At 47.3% G+C, this 22,668-nt stretch carries 23 protein-coding genes; 9 read left to right on the forward strand and 14 right to left on the reverse strand.

Annotation, left to right across the window (positions count from 1 at the left end; all coding sequences use genetic code 11):
- Window positions 1-390: 390 nt before the first annotated feature.
- The 3 genes from M2108_RS27475 to M2108_RS27485 are packed head-to-tail and all read right to left on the reverse strand — an operon-like array spanning window position 391 to window position 3,233.
- Window positions 391-1,413 carry a zinc-binding alcohol dehydrogenase family protein gene (locus tag M2108_RS27475; protein ID WP_277472592.1) on the reverse strand — a complete coding sequence of 341 codons (1,023 nt, stop codon included), beginning with the start codon at window positions 1,411-1,413 and terminating at the stop codon, window positions 391-393.
- On the reverse strand, window positions 1,413-2,378 hold the full coding sequence (locus M2108_RS27480; RefSeq protein ID WP_277472593.1) for an aldo/keto reductase: 966 nt from the start codon (window positions 2,376-2,378) through the stop codon (window positions 1,413-1,415). Before M2108_RS27480 ends, M2108_RS27475 begins: the two co-directional genes overlap by 1 nt.
- Window positions 2,379-2,402: 24 nt before the next feature.
- Window positions 2,403-3,233: an amidohydrolase family protein gene (locus M2108_RS27485; RefSeq protein ID WP_277472630.1), complete on the reverse strand. Its 831-nt coding sequence runs from the start codon at window positions 3,231-3,233 to the stop codon at window positions 2,403-2,405.
- A 160-nt stretch (window positions 3,234-3,393) separates the two neighbouring features.
- Between M2108_RS27485 and M2108_RS27490 the strand changes: the two genes are divergently transcribed.
- Entirely contained in the window at window positions 3,394-4,266 is an 873-nt protein-coding gene (locus tag M2108_RS27490; RefSeq protein ID WP_277472594.1) for an AraC family transcriptional regulator, read from the forward strand.
- Window positions 4,267-4,434: 168 nt separating this feature from the next.
- Here the strand turns inward: M2108_RS27490 and M2108_RS27495 are convergent, their stop codons facing one another.
- Both M2108_RS27495 and M2108_RS31485 read right to left on the reverse strand, forming a co-directional pair.
- Window positions 4,435-5,205 (reverse strand): DODA-type extradiol aromatic ring-opening family dioxygenase, encoded by a 771-nt coding sequence (locus M2108_RS27495; RefSeq protein WP_277472595.1) that lies wholly within the window; start codon window positions 5,203-5,205, stop codon window positions 4,435-4,437.
- A 16-nt stretch (window positions 5,206-5,221) separates the two neighbouring features.
- Entirely contained in the window at window positions 5,222-5,449 is a 228-nt protein-coding gene (locus M2108_RS31485; RefSeq protein WP_346780615.1) for an alpha/beta hydrolase, read from the reverse strand.
- Window positions 5,450-5,810: 361 nt separating this feature from the next.
- Between M2108_RS31485 and M2108_RS27505 the strand changes: the two genes are divergently transcribed.
- Window positions 5,811-6,362: a helix-turn-helix domain-containing protein gene (locus tag M2108_RS27505; protein WP_277472596.1), complete on the forward strand. Its 552-nt coding sequence runs from the start codon at window positions 5,811-5,813 to the stop codon at window positions 6,360-6,362.
- A gap of 66 nt (window positions 6,363-6,428) precedes the next feature.
- Here the strand turns inward: M2108_RS27505 and M2108_RS27510 are convergent, their stop codons facing one another.
- Window positions 6,429-7,514 carry an L-dopachrome tautomerase-related protein gene (locus M2108_RS27510; RefSeq protein ID WP_277472597.1) on the reverse strand — a complete coding sequence of 362 codons (1,086 nt, stop codon included), beginning with the start codon at window positions 7,512-7,514 and terminating at the stop codon, window positions 6,429-6,431.
- A 415-nt stretch (window positions 7,515-7,929) separates the two neighbouring features.
- Between M2108_RS27510 and M2108_RS27515 the strand changes: the two genes are divergently transcribed.
- Genes M2108_RS27515 through M2108_RS27535 form a run of 5 tightly spaced genes read left to right on the forward strand, consistent with a single transcriptional unit; the run spans window position 7,930 to window position 10,244 of the window.
- Complete coding sequence (locus M2108_RS27515) at window positions 7,930-8,172, forward strand: spore gernimation protein GerQ (protein WP_277472598.1); 243 nt, start codon at window positions 7,930-7,932, stop codon at window positions 8,170-8,172.
- Window positions 8,173-8,184: 12 nt separating this feature from the next.
- Entirely contained in the window at window positions 8,185-8,571 is a 387-nt protein-coding gene (locus tag M2108_RS27520; RefSeq protein ID WP_277472599.1) for a spore coat protein, read from the forward strand.
- Entirely contained in the window at window positions 8,568-9,704 is a 1,137-nt protein-coding gene (locus M2108_RS27525; RefSeq protein ID WP_277472600.1) for a zinc-dependent alcohol dehydrogenase, read from the forward strand. Before M2108_RS27520 ends, M2108_RS27525 begins: the two co-directional genes overlap by 4 nt.
- 31 nt (window positions 9,705-9,735) lie before the next feature.
- On the forward strand, window positions 9,736-9,936 hold the full coding sequence (locus M2108_RS27530) for a hypothetical protein (RefSeq protein ID WP_277472601.1): 201 nt from the start codon (window positions 9,736-9,738) through the stop codon (window positions 9,934-9,936).
- A gap of 11 nt (window positions 9,937-9,947) precedes the next feature.
- Window positions 9,948-10,244 carry a spore coat protein gene (locus tag M2108_RS27535; RefSeq protein WP_277472602.1) on the forward strand — a complete coding sequence of 99 codons (297 nt, stop codon included), beginning with the start codon at window positions 9,948-9,950 and terminating at the stop codon, window positions 10,242-10,244.
- A 169-nt stretch (window positions 10,245-10,413) separates the two neighbouring features.
- Here the strand turns inward: M2108_RS27535 and M2108_RS27540 are convergent, their stop codons facing one another.
- Complete coding sequence (locus M2108_RS27540; RefSeq protein ID WP_481856953.1) at window positions 10,414-11,730, reverse strand: amidohydrolase family protein; 1,317 nt, start codon at window positions 11,728-11,730, stop codon at window positions 10,414-10,416.
- Window positions 11,731-11,927: 197 nt separating this feature from the next.
- Between M2108_RS27540 and M2108_RS27545 the strand changes: the two genes are divergently transcribed.
- Window positions 11,928-12,359 carry a MarR family winged helix-turn-helix transcriptional regulator gene (locus M2108_RS27545; protein ID WP_277472604.1) on the forward strand — a complete coding sequence of 144 codons (432 nt, stop codon included), beginning with the start codon at window positions 11,928-11,930 and terminating at the stop codon, window positions 12,357-12,359.
- Between the two features lie 282 nt (window positions 12,360-12,641).
- On the opposite strand, the gene M2108_RS27550 is transcribed toward M2108_RS27545, so the two are convergent.
- The 7 genes from M2108_RS27550 to M2108_RS27580 all read right to left on the reverse strand — a co-directional run bounded on the left by M2108_RS27550 (window position 12,642) and on the right by M2108_RS27580 (window position 20,988).
- Window positions 12,642-14,078 (reverse strand): glycoside hydrolase family 32 protein, encoded by a 1,437-nt coding sequence (locus M2108_RS27550; RefSeq protein ID WP_277472605.1) that lies wholly within the window; start codon window positions 14,076-14,078, stop codon window positions 12,642-12,644.
- Window positions 14,079-14,181: 103 nt separating this feature from the next.
- Window positions 14,182-15,651 (reverse strand): sucrose phosphorylase, encoded by a 1,470-nt coding sequence (gtfA, locus tag M2108_RS27555; RefSeq protein WP_277472606.1) that lies wholly within the window; start codon window positions 15,649-15,651, stop codon window positions 14,182-14,184.
- Window positions 15,648-16,619 carry a carbohydrate kinase family protein gene (locus M2108_RS27560; protein WP_277472607.1) on the reverse strand — a complete coding sequence of 324 codons (972 nt, stop codon included), beginning with the start codon at window positions 16,617-16,619 and terminating at the stop codon, window positions 15,648-15,650. The genes gtfA and M2108_RS27560 overlap by 4 nt, the downstream gene beginning before the upstream one ends.
- A 59-nt stretch (window positions 16,620-16,678) precedes the next feature.
- Window positions 16,679-17,506, reverse strand: a complete 828-nt coding sequence (locus tag M2108_RS27565) for a carbohydrate ABC transporter permease (protein ID WP_277472608.1) — start codon at window positions 17,504-17,506, stop codon at window positions 16,679-16,681.
- Entirely contained in the window at window positions 17,506-18,390 is an 885-nt protein-coding gene (locus M2108_RS27570; RefSeq protein WP_277472609.1) for a carbohydrate ABC transporter permease, read from the reverse strand. The genes M2108_RS27565 and M2108_RS27570 overlap by 1 nt, the downstream gene beginning before the upstream one ends.
- 111 nt (window positions 18,391-18,501) lie before the next feature.
- Window positions 18,502-19,815 (reverse strand): ABC transporter substrate-binding protein, encoded by a 1,314-nt coding sequence (locus M2108_RS27575; protein WP_277472610.1) that lies wholly within the window; start codon window positions 19,813-19,815, stop codon window positions 18,502-18,504.
- 195 nt (window positions 19,816-20,010) lie between these two features.
- Window positions 20,011-20,988 carry a LacI family DNA-binding transcriptional regulator gene (locus M2108_RS27580; RefSeq protein ID WP_277472611.1) on the reverse strand — a complete coding sequence of 326 codons (978 nt, stop codon included), beginning with the start codon at window positions 20,986-20,988 and terminating at the stop codon, window positions 20,011-20,013.
- A 306-nt stretch (window positions 20,989-21,294) separates the two neighbouring features.
- On the opposite strand from M2108_RS27580, the gene M2108_RS27585 reads away from it, so the two are divergent.
- The gene (locus M2108_RS27585; protein ID WP_277472612.1) at window positions 21,295-22,623 is read left to right on the forward strand and encodes an extracellular solute-binding protein; all 1,329 of its coding nucleotides are present in this window, start codon (window positions 21,295-21,297) and stop codon (window positions 22,621-22,623) included.
- Window positions 22,624-22,668 lie beyond the last annotated feature (45 nt).

Raw genomic sequence — 22,668 nt, forward strand, 5'->3', positions numbered from 1 at the left:
ATTTTGAAACATCTGACGAGAATGTTACATTCTCATTTTGGAATCACCGAAGTGAATTCCGATACTCACTCGTTGTTCAGTTTTCAAAGATCAAGTTCGTTGTCACTGTTCATGTTTCGTCAGCAGCAACTTTTATACTATATCACATCCGGTCGTTCGTTGCAAGCTCTTTTTTAATTTCTTTTTTCGAGCTTGGCGTCGATGATTTTCAGCATTTCTTGGCCGGAATAAGAATATACCATACTTCCGAAAGAACATGCAAGCTTTTTTTCAAAGATAATCTATGAATCATTTAGGCAATATTGAAACAGGTAGAGTTACAGGATTAAATGAACGAAATAAAAAAATGGATTAACCTATGTTAATCCGATAAAATGCACTTCATATCTATTAATCATTCATTTCAACCAACGCTTTGATCACCTTGGACTCCGGCTTGAGCCAGCTGTCAAAATGGTTAATTAGATCTTCAAAATTCGAACGGTGTGTTATATAACGGTCTATATCAACGTATCCGGCCGAGATTGCCCTCCGTACAAAATCGAAGTCCTCCATGGTTGCATTGCGGCTGCCCATCAGGCTCATCTCGTGACTGTGGAAGTTGGGGTCATTAAAGGTGATGTCGCTTTTGACCAGACCGACATATACAAGCGATCCGCCGTGCGCAACCAGATTGAATGCATTCGTCATGGATTTGGCATTACCTGTTGCATCAATAACAAAGGCTGCGCTTGATTCTCCTGTAATAGCAGTAAGCTGCTCCTCCGGCGGATGCAATGCATTCACTGTATACTCTGCTTGTGCCCATTTGCGGCAGAATTCCAGCCTTTCTTCATTAACATCCATGGCGATGATCTTGGCTCCTGCGTACCGGGCAAGTGCCATGACACCCAGGCCAATCGGGCCTGCTCCAATAACAAGAACTGTGTCACCTGCTGTCAAGCCGGAGCGCCGGATGGCATGTGCTCCAATCGCCAGCGGCTCCAGCATTGCAGCTTGATCAAGCGTGAGACCCTCTGTCTTGATTAAATGACCGAGCGGAACTGAGACCAGCTCACGCATTCCTCCATCTATATGGACACCGAACACCTTCATATTTTTGCAGCAGTTTGTTTTTCCGCCCAGACAAGCTGAACATTCACCGCAATGCATGTAGGGCACAATACTGACCTGATCCCCTGCGTGCAGCCCTGCCTCATTCTCTCCTACCGCTTCGATAACGCCGGCAAGCTCATGACCGAGCACCCGCGGGTAGCTAAAAAACGGCTGATTGCCCTGATAGGCATGCAGGTCCGTTCCGCAGATTCCAATCCGCCGAATGCGGACGATAGCCGCTCCCTTTTCAAGTACGGGCTCCGTTAAATCTTCATGCCAGATCAATTTCCCGACTTCCTCGCAGACAATGCCCTTCATTATACTATTCCGCCCCCTTTGGCCGGTTCCAGACGTTCATTGTATTCGGGGCGGCCGCTAACCCATGATTCATTGTGAACGGGCTTCAGTATATCCAGCACTTCCTGCAGCAGCTCAGCGTCCACCTTTTCATCAGTCCAGGCGGCATTATTGATAATATTGGCCGGAGTAGCTGTACTGACCAGTGTAGTCGGAATCTGTTCATGACTGGTAGAGTACTGAACAGCCAGCTTAGCGATATCCGTACCTCTTGAGGCACAATATTCGGCGGCTTGTTTACATACTGCTTTTAGCCTGCTTCCTGCAGGATGCCAATCTGCCGTCTCACGTGTGCTCAGAAGTCCCATAGACAGCGGTGAGGCGTTGACCAATCCGGTCCCTTTTGCCTGAAGCAGTGGCAGCAATTCCAATAGAGATGTGTCGTTGAGCGAATAATGGCAGTAAGACAGAATCGCATCCACATCCATTTGCGGGAGCAGCTTTTCAAACAACTGTAAAGGCAGGCCGCTGATTCCGCTAAAGCGGATTTTGCCCTGCTCCTTCAGCTTAACCATCGCCGGTACCGCTTCTTCCATAAGAATAGCAGCCGGCACGAATTCAATATCATGCAGAAACAGGATATCCAGATAGTCCGTATGCAGCCGTTGGAGGCTCTCTTCCACACTGCTGAAGATACGTTTGGCGGAGAAATCAAAGCTTGCTTCACCGTAGCGCCCGGCTTTGGAGGACAGCAGGAACTTGTCACGCTGCAGCTCCTGAACCGCCTTTCCAAGTACCGTCTCTGCTTTGGTCAGACCGTAGTAGGGTGAAACATCAATATAGTTAATGCCTGCATCAATGGCAGCATGTACAGTCTTGATACTCTGCCGGTCATCCGTTTCACGAAACACCGATCCCAGCGAAGAAGCGCCAAAGCTTAGCACTGACACATCCAGCCCGGTATTTCCTAATGTACGATATTTCATTACAAGTTCCCCCGTTCAGCAGATTCATAGTTTGTAAAACGCTTTCGCATTTTCACCAAATAAAAGGCCGCGCTCGTATTCCCCCCAGGCTTCAGGCAAAGAATCAGCCAGAATGTCCACAACCTCAGAATAATCTGCCGCCAACAGACATACCGGCCAGTCACTGCCGAACATTACCCGCTGCGGACCGAAGAGCTCTACTACTGTGCGGATATATGGAAGAAAGTCTTCTTTGCGCCACTGCTTATGATCCCCTTCTGTCACCATTCCGGATAATTTGCAGTAAATTTGAGAGTACCGGGCAAATTCAGCCATGAACTGCTTCCACGGTTCCATCTCCTTATCCCGGATCGGCGGCTTGCCAATATGATCAATAACGCCACGCAGATCAGGAACTTGTTCAAGCAGCTTTAATACAGCGTCCATCTGACCGGAAACCAGCAGCAGATCTACGGGCACGCCCTCTTCCGCATATCCGCGAAGCGCTTCCACAAATCCGGGTTCTAATATCCGGTAAGCATCCGGCATATCTTGAATCATAATCCGGAATCCCTTGAATTTCGGATGCTGCCTGAGCTTCTCATAGATTCGACGGTGGTTCGGGTCGAAAAGATCCAGCCAGCCTACCACCCCAAGCACAGACGGCGATTGGTCAGCGATGGATAAAATAAAATTCGTCTCCTCAAACGTCGGGGCCGCCTGAACAATAATACTCCCGTCAAGGCTCTGTGTTTGAAGCAGCGGCTCCAGATCCACCGGCATGAAATCCCGGTACAGCACCGGCAGCTCCGGTCTAATCCAGCCGTAATCTCCCCGTGCAATTTTCCAGTAGTGCTGATGAGCGTCAATACGCATCCTGCTGCACACCTCTTCTGCATTCATAATGTAATGCTCCTCTTCAATGAACATTGTATACTAAGAGAATCAAGTATTTAATGTTCTAAACATGCATTTTTATAACCTATTTTGATATCTGATCATAGCCTTACAACATCCTCTAAAAGGAGTGATCCGAGTGAAGCCTATCCGTAAACCCTTCTTTGGCGACCCTCTGTTTCCCTTTGAGCTTGCATACAAAACGGAAAAAAGACAAATGAACGAGCTCCCGGATCATCTGCATGACCGCTATGAGCTAGTCTATATCTATCAGGGTAGAGGTGTATTCTTTATTGATAATGCCTGGTTTGAAAAAAAGCAGGGTGACCTGTTCATCATACCGGGGAACACGATCCATCATTCTCTGCCGCATAACGAAGATCCCATTGTATCCTCAGCCCTTTACTTTGCGCCTACTCTGCTTGCGATGGAGCCGATGGACGATTCGTACAACAGCTTATTATGCTTTGATTTTGCCAGACAAAAAGGGATATACCAGATTGAGCTGCAGGAACCTCTGAGATCTGTTACGGAAATGGCGCTCGGCCAAATCCATCAGGAGCTGGAAGAACAAAAGTTGGGCTATCATGAAGCCGTTAAGCTTCTCTCATGTCAGCTTTTACTGCAAATTAACCGGCATGTCCAGTCTATCCGCAAACGCAATGCCCCGATCGAAACCGGCGTAGGCCCTTCCTGGATGAAGCAGGTGCTGCGTGACATCGACGAGCATCCCGAACGAGAAGCTTCCCTTGCCAGGCTTGCAGAAAAAGCAAGTGTATCCGTACCTCATTTCTCACGCGTTTTTCGCCAATTGACCACTATGAATGTTACCCAATATGTAAATGCCAAACGGATTATCCGTGCCAAGGAGCTCCTGATCCGCTCAGATCACAAGATCGCTGATATTTCAGAACAATGCGGATACGAAACACCAACTCATTTCTACCGGATGTTCAAAGCTTTGACAGGAGTAACGCCTCACAAATACAGACAGAATCAGACCAATATGTAAAAGAAGTCTGAGGAGTATTCAGTGACTAAGTCTCACTGCTCCGCAGACTTCTTTTTTAGCTTCATTTTTCCGTATCTATTTGTCCGGCCCAAACGCCGAGATAACAGGAATTTCGAAACAAAACCAAGGGCAGCGAAGATTTACTCATCTCCACTGCCCTTTGGTCTTTTAATTAAATTGCCAGCAGCTCAAGCTGAGGTTCCCATACTGATAGCTCCGGTGAAGAAGCTTGGCCTTACGGCTGGTATCACCAGTGCCCATGGCCAGCAGCAGCGGGATGAAATGCTCGTTTGTAGGAACGGCCTCCCGCGCATAGGGGGCAAGCTCGCGATATTGAAACAATGCTTCGGTATCCCATGTCTCCAGCTTACGCTGAATCCAGTTGTCAAACTGTTCAGCCCACCCGTCAATCCCCTCGGACGACCAGTTCAATCCTCTTAAATTATGCACGGTTCCTCCGCTTCCGATAATGAGCACATCCTGCTCACGAAGCTCAGCCAGTGCCTTGCCGATCTCATACTGCTGTTCATTAGACAAATGACGGTTCACGGATAGCGCTACGACCGGGATATCTGCATCCGGATAGAGCAGTTTTAGAATCGCCCATGCCCCGTGATCCAAGCCTCTTGTCTCATTCCGGGTGTTCTCAACACCATATTTGGTGAACAAATTCTGGATTTGCTCAACAAGTGCCAGGTCACTCTGCGCCGGATAAGTCATCTGGTACAGCTCGTCCTGGAATCCGCCAAAATCATAAATCGTTTCATACGCCTTAGCAGCGCCAACCGTCTGGACTGCCTCTTCCCAGTGCGCGGAGAAAAGAACAATCGCTTTCGGCTTTGGCGTATTGTCTTTAAACTGCTTCAGCAGCTTCGTATAGTCATTATCCTCAAGCACGATTGAGGGTGCACCGTGTGCAAAGAAATAGGAAGGTATCATCTGTTCCACTCCTCATTTAGATTGAGTTGACATCTTTCTTAAGCCACTCTAACAAATCAATTGGGTTCTCTTCAGATACGCCATAATCAGTCGGATACACTTTGAAAGTCACGCGCTCCGTTTGTTCTTGCAGATAGGCAGCTGTCTCGTGCCCGATCCGGACCGGTAATACAGAATCATATTCCCCGTGCGAGGCAAATATAGAGACGTCTTTAATGCTGCGAAGGGAGTACTCTGTTTTCACAAAATCAGGAATATATCCGTTAAGCGCTACTATCCCCTTTATTGTGATCCCATTGTAAGGGCAAGTGTCATGGACAGGATCGCCCCCTGGCTGAACCCGAGCAAATAACGTCTGTCCGGATCAACCGGATACTTCTTGTCTTCTCAAGTTTAACCGGTAAGTGAACGTCATATTGATATGCGGAAATCATTCTTGACTCCTCCTTGCTGTTCGTATCTGCTGCTTTGCCCAATAAAATATTAGTAATAAAAATATATTTTCTATATGAGTAATTTAACGTGCCTCACATTGACTTGTCAACCCGAAAATTGATAATATAAATTTAAGTTTTGTATTACAAATATTTCGAGGGCGTGATCAGATGGATATTGGCTCAACGATCCGGGCAATCCGGAAGCGAAAAAATATAACGATTGCTCAAATATGCGATTTGACCGGCCTCTCCCAAGGCTTTATGAGCCAGGTTGAAACGAATAAAACCTCACCGTCCATTTCAACATTGGAAAATATAGCCCAGGCGCTAAAAGTCCCGCTGGCCTATTTGCTTCTAAAGAAAGAAGAACGAATGCACATTGTACGTAAAGACGAACGGACCATCACAACCAGCGGACTGGAAAACCTGAAAGTGGAACACTTGAGCTCTACAAAGAACGTACGTATGAGTATAGTAGAGATTCCTCCTGGTGCCATGACCGGCGAGGCACCGCATGCGCACGAAGGGCAGGAAGTGCATGTAGTCATTAAAGGAAGGATTTATGCAGAGCAAGGGGAGGATGGAGCCGAGTTTACGGAAGGTGATTCCTTTAGCTGGAATGCCTGTACCCCCCATCTGGTAAAAAACATTGGAGAAGACACAGCCATCGTGCTAATCTCCATCTATACCGAGAACGAGAACGGACAAGACTTAATTTAAGACTAAAAGCCCGTACACGAGCCATTAGGCCGGGTACGGGCTTTTATGATCATTTTCAGCTGCTTACTAAAAGGTAGGAGCAGGTGGCTCGGCTATTTTCATACGTAGTAAACTATAAGGCTTCTGCCGCAGGTCATTTCCATAATGAAATCTTGACTGCCGATGTAACTGGTTCACGATGAAATACAAGCATTGATCTGGACCAATCGAAAAAGTATCCGGCCATAAAATTCTCGGGTCATGTGCGATGGTTTCCATTACGCCATTCGGCAATATCTTTCGAATACTATTGCTTTCATAGTCTCCAGCATACACGTTCCCTTTTGCATCGGTGATCATTCCATCTGAAGCGCCTTTTTCTCCCCAATACTTTACGTAATACTGCAGATTCATATCCGGTATGGTCCGGTCTCTTAAAGCTTCCGTTGAAATCGAGTACAGCTGACGACTGGAGAGAGGGCAGAAATACAACATCTTGCCGTCCGGGGAAATGGCTATACCATCGGATGCCAATCTAAAGGGTGAGGTAGATCCGTCTTTGTTTCGATTCATCAGGATTTTACCTTCAACTTTTGGTATGAAAAAGGGATCGGGCGAAGTGGAATTTGCCCCATTTAACCGTCTCCAGGCATAACCGGTTTCTAAATCAACGACAATAATGGCTCCTGGTCCTCGGGAAGAGGAATCCGTTATATAAGCATAACCTGCTTTACCGACACGAAAATCAAATCGGACATCATTCAGATAAGTGGTCGGCAATACAACATCTTCCGTAAATGTATATATGCTTCTTATGGTGTTTGAATTTAAATCTACAGCGACTAACTTCGCCCCTCCTTTGATGGGTTCTGAGAAATTAGGAGCTCCTGTATCCAGTACCCAGAGCGTACCCTTTCCATCGGCAACCACACTTTGGACACTAATGAATGACGTTGTGATGTTCGATGGGCTTACCACATTGGCTTCTAAACTAGGATAAGGCTGTAATGTACCGTGAACGATTTCAGCCACCGTAAATTTAACGTCATCTCCCCATTTTGGAAAGCAAATAAAAATACGCCCGGTTTCAGAAACAGTAACACCTGTAGGCATGGCCCCGTTAAATAAAAAAACCGCCTCAAATGTACCAAAATACCTTTCACTCGGTAACATCACTTGTATAAAGTCCTCCTCAACAGGTTCGAACTGCTATCGCTTATTTATATGACTGAACAGGATTCAATTGCCCGGATTTAAAAAAAAAATTTTACAGGCCAGTCCCGGAAATATATTGAAAAAGCCTTCAAAACCACTGCTAAAGTGGAATTGAAGGCTCTCTGCAAAAGCTACCAGCGTTTTATTGTTGGTCCGGCAGACGTAATGCGTTTGCTGAAGTCTGCGCTTGGTCTAAAAATTCCTCTGCTCGGGTCAATTGCTGCCGGGCCGTCTCCAGTGCTTGTGAATTTGTTGCCGCATTAGATTCACTTATCGAGCTTATCGCCTGATTTACCCCGGCTTTATTTTACGTATAAGATTCGATGAAGTCGGAAAATTTAACGGTGAAGTTAAAAGGAGGGAACAGTTCTCAATGAATACGCCAACGCTAGCGCCGCACGAATCGATGGAACTGCATGAAGCGCTAAATTTTAAAACGCTCTGCCTCGCTAAGTCAAAACTTATGCAAGGCTTGGTCTTTGACCAAGAGCTAAAAGCATTAATGCAGAAAGACGTAATTCAATCCACCCAACAGATCGCCGAGCTGCAAGCACTCTACGCACGAGCTCCTTTCCAATCACCTGTTCCGAATAGCCCGACACCTATAACACATTAAGGGGGGACGCACATGAATACCGATTATTTAGACCCGATTAATTCATTAAACATGCCGGAAATGGCAGATATGACTTTTGCAATGGACTTCCTTCTTCGTGCCAAGGAAGGTGTACGGAATTTGTCCATCGCCCTGACGGAAACGGCTTCTCCTGATGCAAGAGTCCTGCTGCGCAATCATCTTATGCAGGGGATTGCACTGCACCAAGAAATCACGGAGCTGATGATTCGCAAAAAATGGTTCCATCCTTATGAGCTTAACGAACAGTACCAACTCGACCAGCTTTCAGCGAATAATACCGTGATGATCGGGCAGATGAATTTGTTCCCGGATGATACATCGCGTAAAGGGATGTTTGACCGGACCCCAGATGAACATATTGGAGGACATAAAGCATGAAGGCGGTAACGTATCAAGGGATAAAAAATGTCGTGGTCAAAGAGGTGCCGGATCCGAAGATTGAGAAACCGGACGATATGATTGTAAGAATCACCAGTTCCGCCATTTGCGGGTCTGACCTTCACCTTATTCACGGAATGATCCCTAACCTTCAGGAGAACTATGTCATCGGGCATGAACCGATGGGGGTCGTAGAAGAAGTGGGCCCTGGCGTTACAAAGGTAAAGAAGGGCGATCGTGTAATCATCCCGTTCAACATTGCATGCGGGGAATGCTTTTTTTGCAAAAATCAGCTTGAAAGCCAATGTGACAACTCTAACGAACACGGGGATATGGGCGCATATTTCGGCTACTCCGGAACGACCGGTGGTTACCCTGGCGGGCAAGCCGAGTATTTACGGGTTCCGTTTGCCAACTTTACTCACTTCAAGATTCCCGAGAACTGCGAACAACCGGACGAAAAGCTAAGCTTGATCGCCGATGCCATGACGACAGCATTCTGGAGCGTAGATAACGCCGGCGTCAAGAATGGAGATACGGTCATTGTGCTCGGCTGCGGTCCGGTCGGACTTCTGGCCCAGAAATTCTGCTGGCTGAAGGGAGCAAAGCGGGTCATCGCCGTTGACTATGTCGATTACCGCTTACAGCATGCGAAGCGAACAAACAATGTGGAAATCGTAAACTTCGAACAGGACAAGAATATTGGCAACCATCTCAAGGAAATGACCAAGGGCGGTGCCGATGTCGTGATTGATGCGGTAGGCATGGACGGCAAGATGAGTGATCTTGAATATCTGGCCAGCGGTTTGAAATTGCAAGGCGGAACCATGAGCGCATTTATCATTGCGTCTCAGGCTGTCCGCAAAGGCGGGACCATTCAAGTCACCGGGGTATACGGCGGACGCTATAACGGATTCCCCCTCGGCGACATCATGCAGCGCAACGTGAATATCCGCTCCGGACAAGCTCCGGTTATTCACTACATGCCGTATATGTATGAGTTGGTCACGTCCGGCAAAGTAGACCCTGGAGACATTGTTACTCACGTCATTCCGCTCAGCGATGCCAAGCGGGGTTATGAAGTGTTCGATACAAAAACAGACGATTGCATTAAAGTCATCTTAAAGCCCTGAATATGGATAGATACATGGGAGGTCAACCTGAATGAATTCTAATTACGCTTTGCATGAAATGCTTGAGGTCCGTGAAATAGCTGCATTTAAGACGGTTTGCATAACGAAATCTAAGACCATGCAAGCTCTGGTAACCGACCCGGAGCTCATACAAATTTTGCAACAAGATGCGACATTAGCACAACAGCAGCTTCAGGAACTTGGTGAAGTTCTATCTAAAGTGACTGTATAGGAGATAAAAAAATGAACCCAATATTAGAACACATGACTGGTCTTCATATGCTGACCGATGACGTAATCGCAATGGATCTTTTGATGAACGCCAAGAGCAGCGTCAGAAACTACGCCATGGCTGTGACCGAATGTGCTACCCCCGAAATCAAGGATATTCTGATGAAACAACTCGGCGAGGCTATTAATTCCCATGAAAAGATAACAGACTACATGATGCAGCGGGGCCTATACCACCCCTACCGTATTCCGGAGCAAATTCAGCTTGATCTGAAAAATATTCAGACCGCTACGAACCTTCTGTCCTGACAACATATTCGCCAAAAAATGCGCAAAATCACCATGGTTCAGACGCTTGCGTGGAATAAAGTTTTATGTCAACTGTAACTGCAAGAAAAGGCTGTCCCAAAAGCCATGAAATGGCTGCTTGGGGCAGCCTCTTGTTTTTAAGGACCTTATTTGCCGAGAGGCTTACCTCTTAATAATTCTTGTTAATTTTCCGATCTCCTCGAAGCCATACTTCGCTAATCGATAACGTGTCAGAAATATGGGTTGTCGGGTCTCCTTCAACCAACAATAAATCTGCTCTTGCCCCTTCTACAATTCGTCCACGGTCATTCAAGCTGAAACGGCGAGCCGTCTTCGAAGTAGCGGATTGTAAGGCTTCTACAGGCGTGAATCCGGCTTTTACCAATAGCTGCATCTCGTGGTGTACGCTAGCACCATGGGCAAGTCCACCCAATGAAGGAACTGGCACGGAAACATCTGTGCCAACAAGGATATCTACACCTGCACGGTGAAGATCCATCACATTCCGATAGTTGTCTTCCATACTGCCTTGCGGGTAGGTGTTGAAACTGGAATTTAACGTTTCGACCCATTCTTCACTAAGCTTGGAGTTCACACGCGTATCCGATGCCAATTCCGATGCGGAGTTTCCGATAATGGAGGAGTTCAAAACGAGACATGGCGTGACGAAAACATCGGCATCCGCAATCCTTTTCACTAGATCAGCAGTGGTATCTGGTCGATCAATGAAAATGTGTGCCAGTCCGTCAATACCAATATCAATCGCTTTTTTGGCTGATTCGACAGTCAGTACATGAGCCAACGTAATCTTATTCTGCCGATGAGCTTCTTCAACGGCAGCTCTCATAATCTCTTGGCTTAAAACAGGTAAACCAGGTGCCGCTAATACCGAACCTTCTTCTATCATAATCTTGATATAGTCGGCACCTTGTCTGACTTGCTCTTGAACGAATGCCACTGCTTCATCAGGGCTCGCAAGTTCAGCCGCCGCATGCTCATGATCATGAGCATGCGCTACCAGCCTTGCATTACGCTCCTCCTCACTTAACTTCTCCAACTCCTTCAATACGAAATCTGGAATTTCTCCATCTCCAGGCATAAGTTCATCGGGGTGCCCTCCAGGTGGTGTGACTCCCATTCCTGCGGAGCGTACATCAGCAATATCATCGATTCCTTTCAATTGTTCCTCGCGACCGCTTCTCGTGAATCCGCCCATCATTTCCAGCTCAGTTGTAACACCGAAGTTCAATGCGTCACGTAAGCCTTCTTCGGATGTGTGTACGTGAGCATCGATCAGGCCAGGCAATAATGTTTTTCCTTTAGCATCGATTGTGACCGCATGTACTGGTACTACACCTCCTACCGATATAATCTTTTCTCCTTCAATCAGAACCGTTGTAGCTTCAATTAATTTCTCTCCGTCAAAAATTTTAGCATTTGTAATTGCTGTAATCATTTCGTTTACCTCCTGAATTATTTTTCTTATCTAAGATCGAATTATAATTGTCATAATTCTAACTGTCAAGGTTCTAACTATTTTATTTAGAACATCTAGTTCGATTCACATGGAAATATTGTCATTCACAAAAATTGCATGAAGCCTCCTCATTGAAATTTCTTCGCCGGAAAAGTAAAATCATCTTATAATTAGAATTCTATTAATTAGCAAGGAGACAACGCAGAATGGAGAAGCAATCTATTTATACCCCTTATTCGGATCTGATTCGATCCATTGGAATGAACATCAGAAACATGGCGAATGCTCGATTATCAGAATTGGGGCTGAATACTCAGCAGGGGCAGATGATGGGTTACATATTTGAAAATCAGGATAAAGGTGTGATCCAGAGGGATTTAGCTGAACATTTTGGACGTAAAGGAGCCACGATCACCAGTATGCTTCAAGGGTTAGAGAAAAAGGGGTATGTCAAACGAGTGATTCCAAAGGATAATGAGCGGCAGAAAAAAATTTATTTATTACAAAAAGGAATCGATCTCGTCGAAGAGTTCAACGATATTTTTATGGGAGTAGAAAGACGCATTACTCAAGGGCTTACCGAGTCGGAAAGCGTCACCTTAATGGAATTATTAAACAAAGTTAAAAAAACAATGTAGCCGCCAAAAATCTACTTAATCAGCATGCCCCGCTGCCTTCCTGCAGATTTCTTCATTATAAGCGAAGACACGGCCATCGTGCTTATCTCCATCTATACCGAGAATGAGAATGGACAAGACCTAATCTAAGACAAAAGCCCGCATTCGAGCCATTAGGCCGGGTGCGGGCTTTTGTGATAAATTTATGTTCACGATAGGCCGGACTGTCATTTCCAAAACGGGATACTGCCCAAGGCTGATCAGACTATAGAATCGAATGCAGGGGGTATATTTGAAGGGAGATTAGCTGCGCTTCCTGCCTCTCACAAATAACTCCAATCCCCGACTGGCGGGGTCCGGATAGATTAGATCAGTGAGCACGACTTCGCCATCTCCGGCGAATACCTCAACCGAACACTGATCGACAAAAATACGCAAGCGCAGCCTGCCGCCCAGAATCGTATATGGTACATCATGCATGCACGGAAAAGAATCATGAAAGCTGGTTTCCCCGGAGCGCGTACGATCAAGATAAAGCTGTTGCTCAAATATACGATATCCCACGATGGTTTCTTCGTTCCCGCCCTTCCGCAGTTTAAACCCAATCTCGGCGGCGGTTCCCACCTCAATGTCACAAACCAGCTCATAGACATCTTCCTGCAAAGACGCAAGCAGATTTTCTTCCGATCTGAGGTGGACATCAAGCTGCTCCCAAGGTTGTTTGCGAAGTCTTTCCAAATTTGGCACAGGCGATTGGACAAGCCGTATACCGTCTTCCCCATGCTTAAGACTAAGAAGGCGGGGCACTGTCATCGCGCTTCTCCATTCACCAGTCGGTGTGACCTTAGCATAGAGCCAGTTACTCATCCAGCCGATAAAGGTTTTCATAGCGGGATCCGGTGTGCCGGACCAGGTCACACCGGCATAATTGTCCCTGCCGTAATCCAACCACAATACCGTGTCAGAAGGATAATCATTCATGAAAACACTGCCGTCGAACTGTCCGATAAAATACTGGGTCCTGGATCCCTCCGGATATCCGGGCTTGTCACCTATACTGACAATGAGAACCCATCGCGACTTACCGTTCGGACTCCCTTCAACAGGCAGCTCAATGAGATCCGGACACTCCCACACACCGTCATGGGAACCGTCGACCGCCCCAAATTCACTTGCAAAGGACCATTGCTTAAGATTTATTGAGGTGTACAGATGCACACGGTCGCCTGCGGCCAGTACCATCACCCACCGATCGGTCTCGGCATGCCAAAAAACTTTCGGATCTCTGAAATCCGTCAGTTGTTCATTGCAAAGTACCGGATTTCCCTCATACATGTTCCATGTCCGTCCCCGGTCTAGGCTGTACGCCAAGCTTTGCCTTTGCCGGGGGCGATTTGACTCCGGATACTCGTCAGCATGGGTGAAGATGGCCACGAGTCCTGGCTCTCCTCCGAAAAAACCACTGGAATCATCCCAATCCACCACGGCGCTGCCGGAAAAAATCATTCCGTTCTGATCCGGCGCAAGTGCGACCGGGAGATGCTCCCAGTGAACCAGATCGACACTCACAGCATGCCCCCAGTGCATCGGTCCCCAGGTTGATCCTCCTGGATGATATTGATAGAACAAATGATATTCTCCCTCAAAATACACCATCCCGTTTGGGTCATTCATCCAATTGGCAGGTGGGGTAAAGTGGAATTGCGGCCGATAGTGATCGTCATTCGTTACGTCTGTCATGCTCTCGCACCTCCATTGTATTGCCGCACGGCCGGTAACAAAGATAGAGAACGCCAACAAGCCGTTGATGTCCTCTATCTGCCAGGAAACTGCTAGATACGTTTTAAATTGTGTAGATTTTCCGGCTCCCATTATCATCCACATAGTGGATTACAGTGTGGTTGCGAATCAAATCCACGTGCAGCGTACACTTCCTGTTCTCCTTGACCCACTCGAGCCGAACCTCTTGTGGCGATGAATCCAGCACGCGGAACTCACCCTGAAAAGCTTCGTATTCGTTACGAAACCGTATCAGCCGAAGCAGCCTCTGTACGACTTCCTGTTGAAGGGACTCTTCGATTTCTTCCAGGCTGTAATTGTGCCGGTTGATCTCGCGGCCCTCTCCTGTCTGTTTGACCCGCTCTTCGTCGTTTTTGCCAGCCAGCAGCCCTACATAATACACTTGAGGAATACCGGGAGTAAAGAACTGGATGGCCCGTGCAGCCAGATAGGCGTCATCGTCCTCGTTAAGCACCGAGTAATAGGAGCAGCGTATCTGATGGACGTCAAAACCATCCTCACTTTTATGTTCATCCGACAAAATCAGGCTGAGATTGGATCCCCGCTCTGTGCAGATGTCTACTACCTTTCTTGCCTTTTTCGTATCGATTAGTCCGTCGAGATCCGGTTTGACCGGAATTCCGTCATGGCAGTCCAGCATGGTGAACTGCTTTGCCGGCCGATTCTTCAAATAGTCAAGCAGTGCTTCGCTGGACTTGTTAACAAGAGTGTCCAGAATACGGTAGGGCAGGATAAAGTCATAAATCCAGAAGCCATGTTCCGCCAGCTTGTTCTGGACACTATAGTGGGAGTGAACTTCTGGCAGAAGCTCAATGTCGAGCGATTCGGCTAGCGCCTTAATCCAATCAAGGAACTCGTAAATGTCCGGCTCTACAAAGAAGGAACTTGTCCCAAGCTTTTTAATGACATAACCAACCGCGTCAAGCCGGACGATTTTTATATTGTTTTTTTTGAAGTTAATAAAGAAATCGGCTAGCAGCTGCTTGACCTGATCGGATTGAACATCCAGATCAATTTGTTCGGATGGGTCAGTCTTTCCGAATGTTGTCCAGACTCGTTCAACCTCTCCAGTATCCTTAATGGTATACGCCGAGTAAGGAAGCGGCCGGCGGAGAAACATTTTGTCAATGTCTGCTTGGACTGGCTCACCATTCTCCCAAAGCTTGTCAAGGGTGATAAATAAATCTGCGTATCGAGATGCGCGACCCTTTTCCAGAAAATCCTGAAAGTACGCCGACTGCCTGGAAATATGATTCACCATAAGGTCCACGAGGACGTCAAATGTTCCGCCAATCTCTCTAATATCCTCCCAGCTGCCGAATTCCGGCTCGATTTCGAGGTAAGTAAGCGGGGCGAACCCTCTGTCTCCGGAGGATGGAAACGGTGGAAGGATATGTACCCCACCTTTAAAAATATCGGTAAAATGTTTGTTCAAAACGTGGTTCAGTGCCTTCAAATCACCGCCCATCGAATCGGGATACGTAATAAGTTGAACTTGATTTTTAACTGTCATTTTCTTGCCTCCTGAATATCGTACAATCGTCCGATTTCCTCAAGTGTCTGCAGGGGGGCAACGGCCCCGGTGAATCTCAATTTATAGGCACTGACGGCAAAACCGAGATGGAGTGATTGACGTATCGTATAGCCCTTAATGAGTGCTGTGTAAAAGCCCGACCAGAATGCATCGCCGGCCCCGGTTGTGTCATTAACTTCCGTGGCCAGTGTTTCAAACCTAAGCGTTTCGCTGCCATTCGAGACCAGGGCGCCGTCCGCCCCCAGCGTCATAATGACCAACTTCGCCCCCAACTCCATGAACTTTTCGATTTGGTTCTCGGGCGAATCCTTGCCGAACAGCCGCTCTGCATCATCCTCGGACGGCTTGATGATGTCTACTTGGCCGACAATCGATTTGACGATTGCAATGCCGTCCTCTCCCCTCTGCCAAATCGACGGATGGTAGTTGGGGTCAAAACCGATCAAAACGCCGTTATCCCTGGCTTCGTCGATAACCCGCTCAATCGTGGAACGGGCTGTCGGAACCGAGATGGGCCAGCATGAGAAATGTACGATCTTCGTGCATTGCAGCGCAGCTCTCAGTGACGGCGAGAAGGTAAGCTCTTGATCGGCCCCCCTATAGAAAATGGGAATCGGGGTGGATCTGCTCTTCGTGACGACGACCATGCTGGTGGACGCATCTACTTGCTGCAAGAGATCGGTTTCAATCCCCGCCTTTTTCAACTGATTGATCAGAAATGTTCCGAAGCCGTCCTTGCCTACTGCCGCTGCGACTAACGGACGAATGCCCAGCTGCTTTACATTCATCGCGATATTGGATGGAGAGCCGCCGAAAAACTTCTGATATGTGCGACTTTCGAAGGTATCATCATACTCATCGGAGATCATATCGACCAGCATTTCCCCTACCGTCAGGATGTCGCTTCCCTTCTCTTCGAACGCCAAGCGATTTTCGTAATAAAACACAGTATTCCTCCAATGCGCCATCTCCGGTGCTGCTGTTATTTGGCTTCAGGCATAGCGCCTTATTTGATGGAGCCCTGCATGACTCCTTGAATGATATACCTCTGGGCAAATAAGTAAACCACCATAATAGGCAGAATGGTCAACACAAGACCAGCCATAAGAGGGCCGTAATCTACCGAATAGGTTCCGTAGAAACTAAACGTGGACAAAGGTAGCGTCCGGTTTTCTGGACTTATCAGCACCAAGGATGGAAGCAAAAAGTCGTTCCAGATCCAAAGTACGTTAAGGATTGAAATTGTGGCCGTTGTGGGCATAAGCACTGGGAAGACAATTCGAAAGAATGTTTGTGTACGTGTACAGCCATCGATCATCGCAGCTTCCTCCAGCTCAGCCGGTACGCCTTTCACAAAACCATGATAGATGAAGACTGCAAGAGAGCAACCAAATCCAACATACATATAGATCAGCGACCAGACATTATCCAGCATGTCAAGCGAGCCGTATATTTTCACCAGCGGAATCATAATTGCTTGGAACGGTATGATCATAGAAGCGACCATAAGCAGGAATGTATATTGATTGAACTTCGTTTGGTTGCGGACGAAGTAATGCGCCGTCATCGCCGATACCAGTGAGATCAGCAGGACAGCCAACATGGTAATGATTAGGGAATTGGTAAATGAACTAAGGTACCCCATTTTCTCGAACGCCGTGGTATAGTTTTCCATACTAAATTTTTTCGCGAATGCCAATGGGTTTGATGTAATTTCTGTATTTTCTTTAAATGAGTTGATGAGCAAAAAGAGAAAAGGAAAAATGAAAAGAAACAGAAGAACAGTGAGCATAAGCCCTTTTAGCAAGGATGAAGAAGCTCTTGTACCGACCATTATGCCTCCACCTCCAATTTCTTGCTGAAGTAAACTTGCAGCAGTGTAATAGTGGCAACAAGCAGAAACAGAACCAGCGCCTCGGCTTGACCGAGGCCATAATCACGGGAAAGGAATGCTTTTTCGTACACATGCATCGATACCATCTCCGTGCTTTTAAAGGGACCGCCCTTCGTGAGGGACAGGTTGACATCATATACCATAAACCCGCGCTGAAGCGTAAGGAAGATGCATACGATAAAGGATGGCACCATGAGCGGCAGTATCATTCGGCTCATACGCGTCCAGCCGCTCGCGCCGTCGATGCTGGCTGCCTCAAGAATATCGTTCGGTACGCTCATGAGACCGGCGATGTAAATCACCATCATGTAGCCGGCATATTGCCATACTGTGACGATTACCAGACTCCAGAACGCTTTATCCGGGTCGGCAAGCCACGAAGTAGAGAGAATGGGGATCCCTGTCTTTTGGCCGACATACACTAACACATTGGAAAATATGAACTGCCAAATCAGGCCAAGGACGATCCCTCCGACCAGGTTCGGAATAAAGAAACCGGCGCGGAATACGTTCTGTCCCTTTATGCCCCTAGACAGGCCGTAGGCTAATAGAAACGCGACTGCATTTACGAGAATAACGGTGAAAGCGACATACTTGAGTGTCAGACCAAAGGTCTTCCAGAACACAGTATCCTTAAAGACCGCTAAATAGTTCTGGAATCCCACCAGCGAATGGGTCGTCGAGATGCCGTCCCAGTTTGTAAACGTTAAATAGATACCATACAGGAAAGGAACTATCATTACCGTTAGAAAAGCAAACAGGGTTGGACCCGTAAAAAGCAGCCGGGTGCGTATCCGATTCCATTTCCCCTTTTCCTTAATCATTTAAACCCCTCGCCATCTTGATAGGTTAAGTAATCTAGTGTGGACAGAAACAATGGATAAGGCCATCAAGACCTTACCCACTGAATAATAAGGTTGGTTAGTCGTCTATCTTTACTTCACACTCTTCCAGTACTCCATAATTTCTTTAGTCAACTCAGCCCGATCGCCCAATTTGCTCAAATATTTTTGCATCGAGGCACCGACTTTTGCCCAATGATCGGCTGGCAGCGTACTCATCGATTGTTCGGATTTGCCTTTCGCAATGTAGTCCTGGATCGATTGGCCGAGCGGATCGGCAGCCGGCAACGTAATGTTTTTAAAAGCAGGAATGATGCTTGCCTTGTTGACGAGGAAATCCTGTCCCTTCTGATCGTAAACCATCCAGTTCAGGAACTTCTTAGCTGCCTCCTGCTGTGCCGGAGTGCTCTTTTCCTTGTCGATAATGATCCGTTTTGATACCGCCGACGAAATTTCCTGGTTGCCGTAATCCGCTGCATTGTTGCTGACCGGTACGGGAAGGAAGCCGTAAGTGCCGTTTGCGGTATCAAAGCTCTTGATTTGCGGCCATGCCCAGTTGCCCTGGAACCAAATGCCCACTTCGCCTTTGCCAAGCATCTCCCCGCCGCGCTCATACACGCCGGAAAGCGGGGAGTTTTGGTCGATGTTGTATTTCATCATGACATCGAATGTGTCCATCAGGCCGTTAAAAACATTGTTCGCAGAAAGGTCGACTGTACCGGCTTTCAGTCCGTCGATAAATTTATTCACTTCCGCCATGTCCTTGTTTTGTCCCGCATAGGCAAGCGGGAGGAAATGGGCGCCGAGCGACCAGTCCATTGGAGAAATGATCAGCGCCTTTTTACCGGAGGCTTCAATCTGCTTGAACAGATTTTCCATGTCGTCTCTCGTCTTAATTGTAGAAGGATCAAAGTTTCCTCCTGTCGCTTTATCCAGTACCGCTTTGTTATAAATGAAGCCGTAACCTTCTATGGCAAGAGGGAAAGCGTAATTCTTACCGTCAAATGTGGTGAGCACTGTCGCGTTCTCAACAGCATCGGCATTCCACTTTTCACCGCTCAGATCCAAGATACGGTCCTTAAACTTCTCAACATCTCCGGTATCCATTATCAGCATGGTCGGCGGGTTTCCGGAAGCATATAAAGTAGAGGCCCGCTCGAAAGGGGATGTTCCCGCAGGTGCCGCCGTAACCTCGATTGTGATGTTCGGGTTATCTCCATGGAATTCCTTGGCTGCCTCTTCAAGCTGCGTTTGAATTTCACCTTTTGAGTTCAAAAGCGTGATCTTCACTTCTTTTCCTTCCGACCCTTCAGCCGGTGTGTTCGCATCGTTACTATTGCCGCATGCGGAAATCACGAGCGATAATGCCACCACGGAAAGCAAACCTTTAAACCATTTCTTTTTCATCCCACTTACTCCCCCATAGAAAGTTTTGAAATCGCTTGCATTCACTTGCACTATGATTATATGTCAAACCTTTGACATATGTCAATCGTTTGACATATGTCAATCGTTTGACATTAATTTAATTTGTAAAAAAAGAAACCCAAGGTCTTAAATGACCTGGGTTTCTCGACACTCTGAGAACCGGACCTGTTCGGTTCACGTCGTTGCGCGTTCAATTAATTCCACGGGCAAAATGTTTTCAAAGGCCACCCGCTCATCATCCATTTGCATGCGAAGGAGCTTGATGGCCATTTTGCCCAAAGCATCAATCGGCTGGCGTATGGTCGTCAGCTCGGGCCGAACCCATCGTGATGCTCCTACGTCGTCATAGCCGACGATCCGGATATCCTCTGGGATTCTCTTCCCTGCTTTCAGGCTTTCCTTAATTGCATAGGCAGCTAAAATGTCGCTCGTGGCAAAAATGCCGTCAATATCGGGGTGCTCCTGGAGCAATTGTCCCAGCAATTTCTCATACTTGTCCTCGTCAAAAACGTTTAATCCCGTCTCGACTACCAAACTTTCAACGCCATGCTTTATAGTCACCTCAAGAAAAGCATCCGTTCTCTGATTGGACAGCATCTGAAGCTCCAGGTTACCACAAATATGCGCGATCTTTCGGCATCCCTTTGCCACAAGAAGCTCTGCGGCCAGTTGGCCTCCCCGATAATTGTCAGAGCTAATGTAAGGAATATTGTCATAAATTTTCCTGTCGATGGTGACGATAGGCGACTTCAAGCTGCGATATTCCTCGACTTCCAGCGTGTGACTGCCCATGATTATGCCGTCTACCCGATTCCGTTTAAGCATATCGATGTAATCTCTCTCTTTAGCTGGATCCATCTGAGAATTGCATAGAAGAACTTTGTATCCCTCGAGATACGCGTGATATTCGATCCGATCCGCAAGTTGACTGAAGAAGGGGTGGGATACATTCGGGATAATAAGACCGAATAAATTTGATTGTTTACGGAGCAGTGAGCGAGCGATTTCGTTCGGCTGGTAACCCAATTCCTCCATCGCGCCGAATACTTTTGTTCGGGTCATTTCACTGATATATCCACGGTTGTTCAAAACTCTAGATACGGTTGTGACCGATACACCTGCCTTGAGTGCCACATCATGAATAGTTGCCATTTTCCCACCGCTTTTTGTATCTTATTTAATCCAACTATAACGAAAGATACTTCATTTCACAAGTTAGTATAAAAAAATACTAGTGAAGAGAACACTCCTGCTGTGAGGAACCGTCGTCGACCAGTTTTGAGCATCTTTTTTGATGATCATGAGGTATCTATGATCTTTGATGCCCATATTCCACATGATCTCAAATTTTATTAGATCAAGCGGATGGCAAATTCGGAAAAACCTTTCAGTCGATTTAATCAAATATTCCCACTATACTATTAGAGAAAGATAACCCGACTTTGCTTTGGGGGGTGTGTGGACAAGTCTATGCTCAGATCCAAGCTTTTTTATTATCTGTTATTCCTGTCACTCCTGACCCTGGCAGCCATTTTCATCTTCAGCACCCGTTCGAATGAACGCGGATCCGGAAATGAAGCAGCCCAATCAACATCTCCGGTCTCCGGCCGTCCTGACCAGATCAGCATTCTGATCGAAAACTCCTATCTGCCTTATATCAGGAAAATTGCCGCGCGGTATGAAGAGCAATATGGGATCAAAGTCGATATCCGCTCCACCGATATCAACTCGCTGCATGACCAGATAGAAGACAGCATCCTGCGGGGAGGCACAGATTTGGATATTATCCTGGTCGATACGGTCTGGACCACCGGATTTGCCAGAACCGGCTTGCTTGAGCCTCTGCGGAACTATGTCACAGGAAGCGTAATTGATAAATTGGTACCCATTGCTTATAATCAGCGGGTCATCAGCAATGATTTGTATGCGCTTCCCGATTTATATGCCTTCCCGGTCATCATGGAAGAGAAGTTCCTCTACTATAATGAATCGATGCTGAGAAGCGCCGGCATTTATGCTCCTCCAGCCACCTGGGAGGAACTGAAGGACATGGCGAAGTACATTCAGGATAAGGGACTTGCCAAGTACGGCCTGATCTGGAGCTGGAAGCCGGGCGAAGGCCTGATCACCGATTATACGCTACTGGCCAACGCCCTTGGCGTGCAGGCGAAGGATGCCAACGGCCGCTGGGTATTCAATGAGGGCGGCGGCGTGCAGGCGCTGGAATTTATGGTGAACACCCTGCGGAGCAGCGGTTTATCCGATCCCGCTTCCCTGACTGCAAGCGATATGTCTGCTATTGAGACCTTCGCGGAGGGCAAGACGCCTTTTTTGATCAGCTGGGCTTATGCCGATCCGATCCTCAGCCGCAAACCCGGCTTTAAAATGGCGCTTGTGCCCGGTTTCCAGGGATATCAAAGAAGCTCCACCGTTACCGGGGGCGGCGCACTCGGCATTACCCGAACTTCACGTCATAAAGACTGGGCCTGGACATTTATTGATTTGACGATCAGCATGAGAAATGAAGTGTCCGCCAAGGACCAAATTGGAGGCCTTTCAGTCTGGAACGAGCAGATTGACCAGTTCGAGAATGAGGAAAAATACCTGAACCGGAACCTGATGACCGAACAATTCGAATATGCGATCAACAGGCCGAGCATGTCATCTTATGTGGAGTGGTCGGGTGTGCTGCAGGATGCCATCACCTCGGCGCTCACCGGCAGGAAGACGGCCAGGCAGGCGCTGGATGAAGCCAAGGCGGAAATCGAAAAGCAGGGCATCAAATAAAAAATCTCTATCCCCGCCTGTTTTGCCAAACCGGCCGGGGATAGA

This window comes from Paenibacillus sp. PastM-3, assembly GCF_029893965.1.
In the GTDB taxonomy this organism is placed as follows: domain Bacteria; phylum Bacillota; class Bacilli; order Paenibacillales; family Paenibacillaceae; genus Paenibacillus_AQ.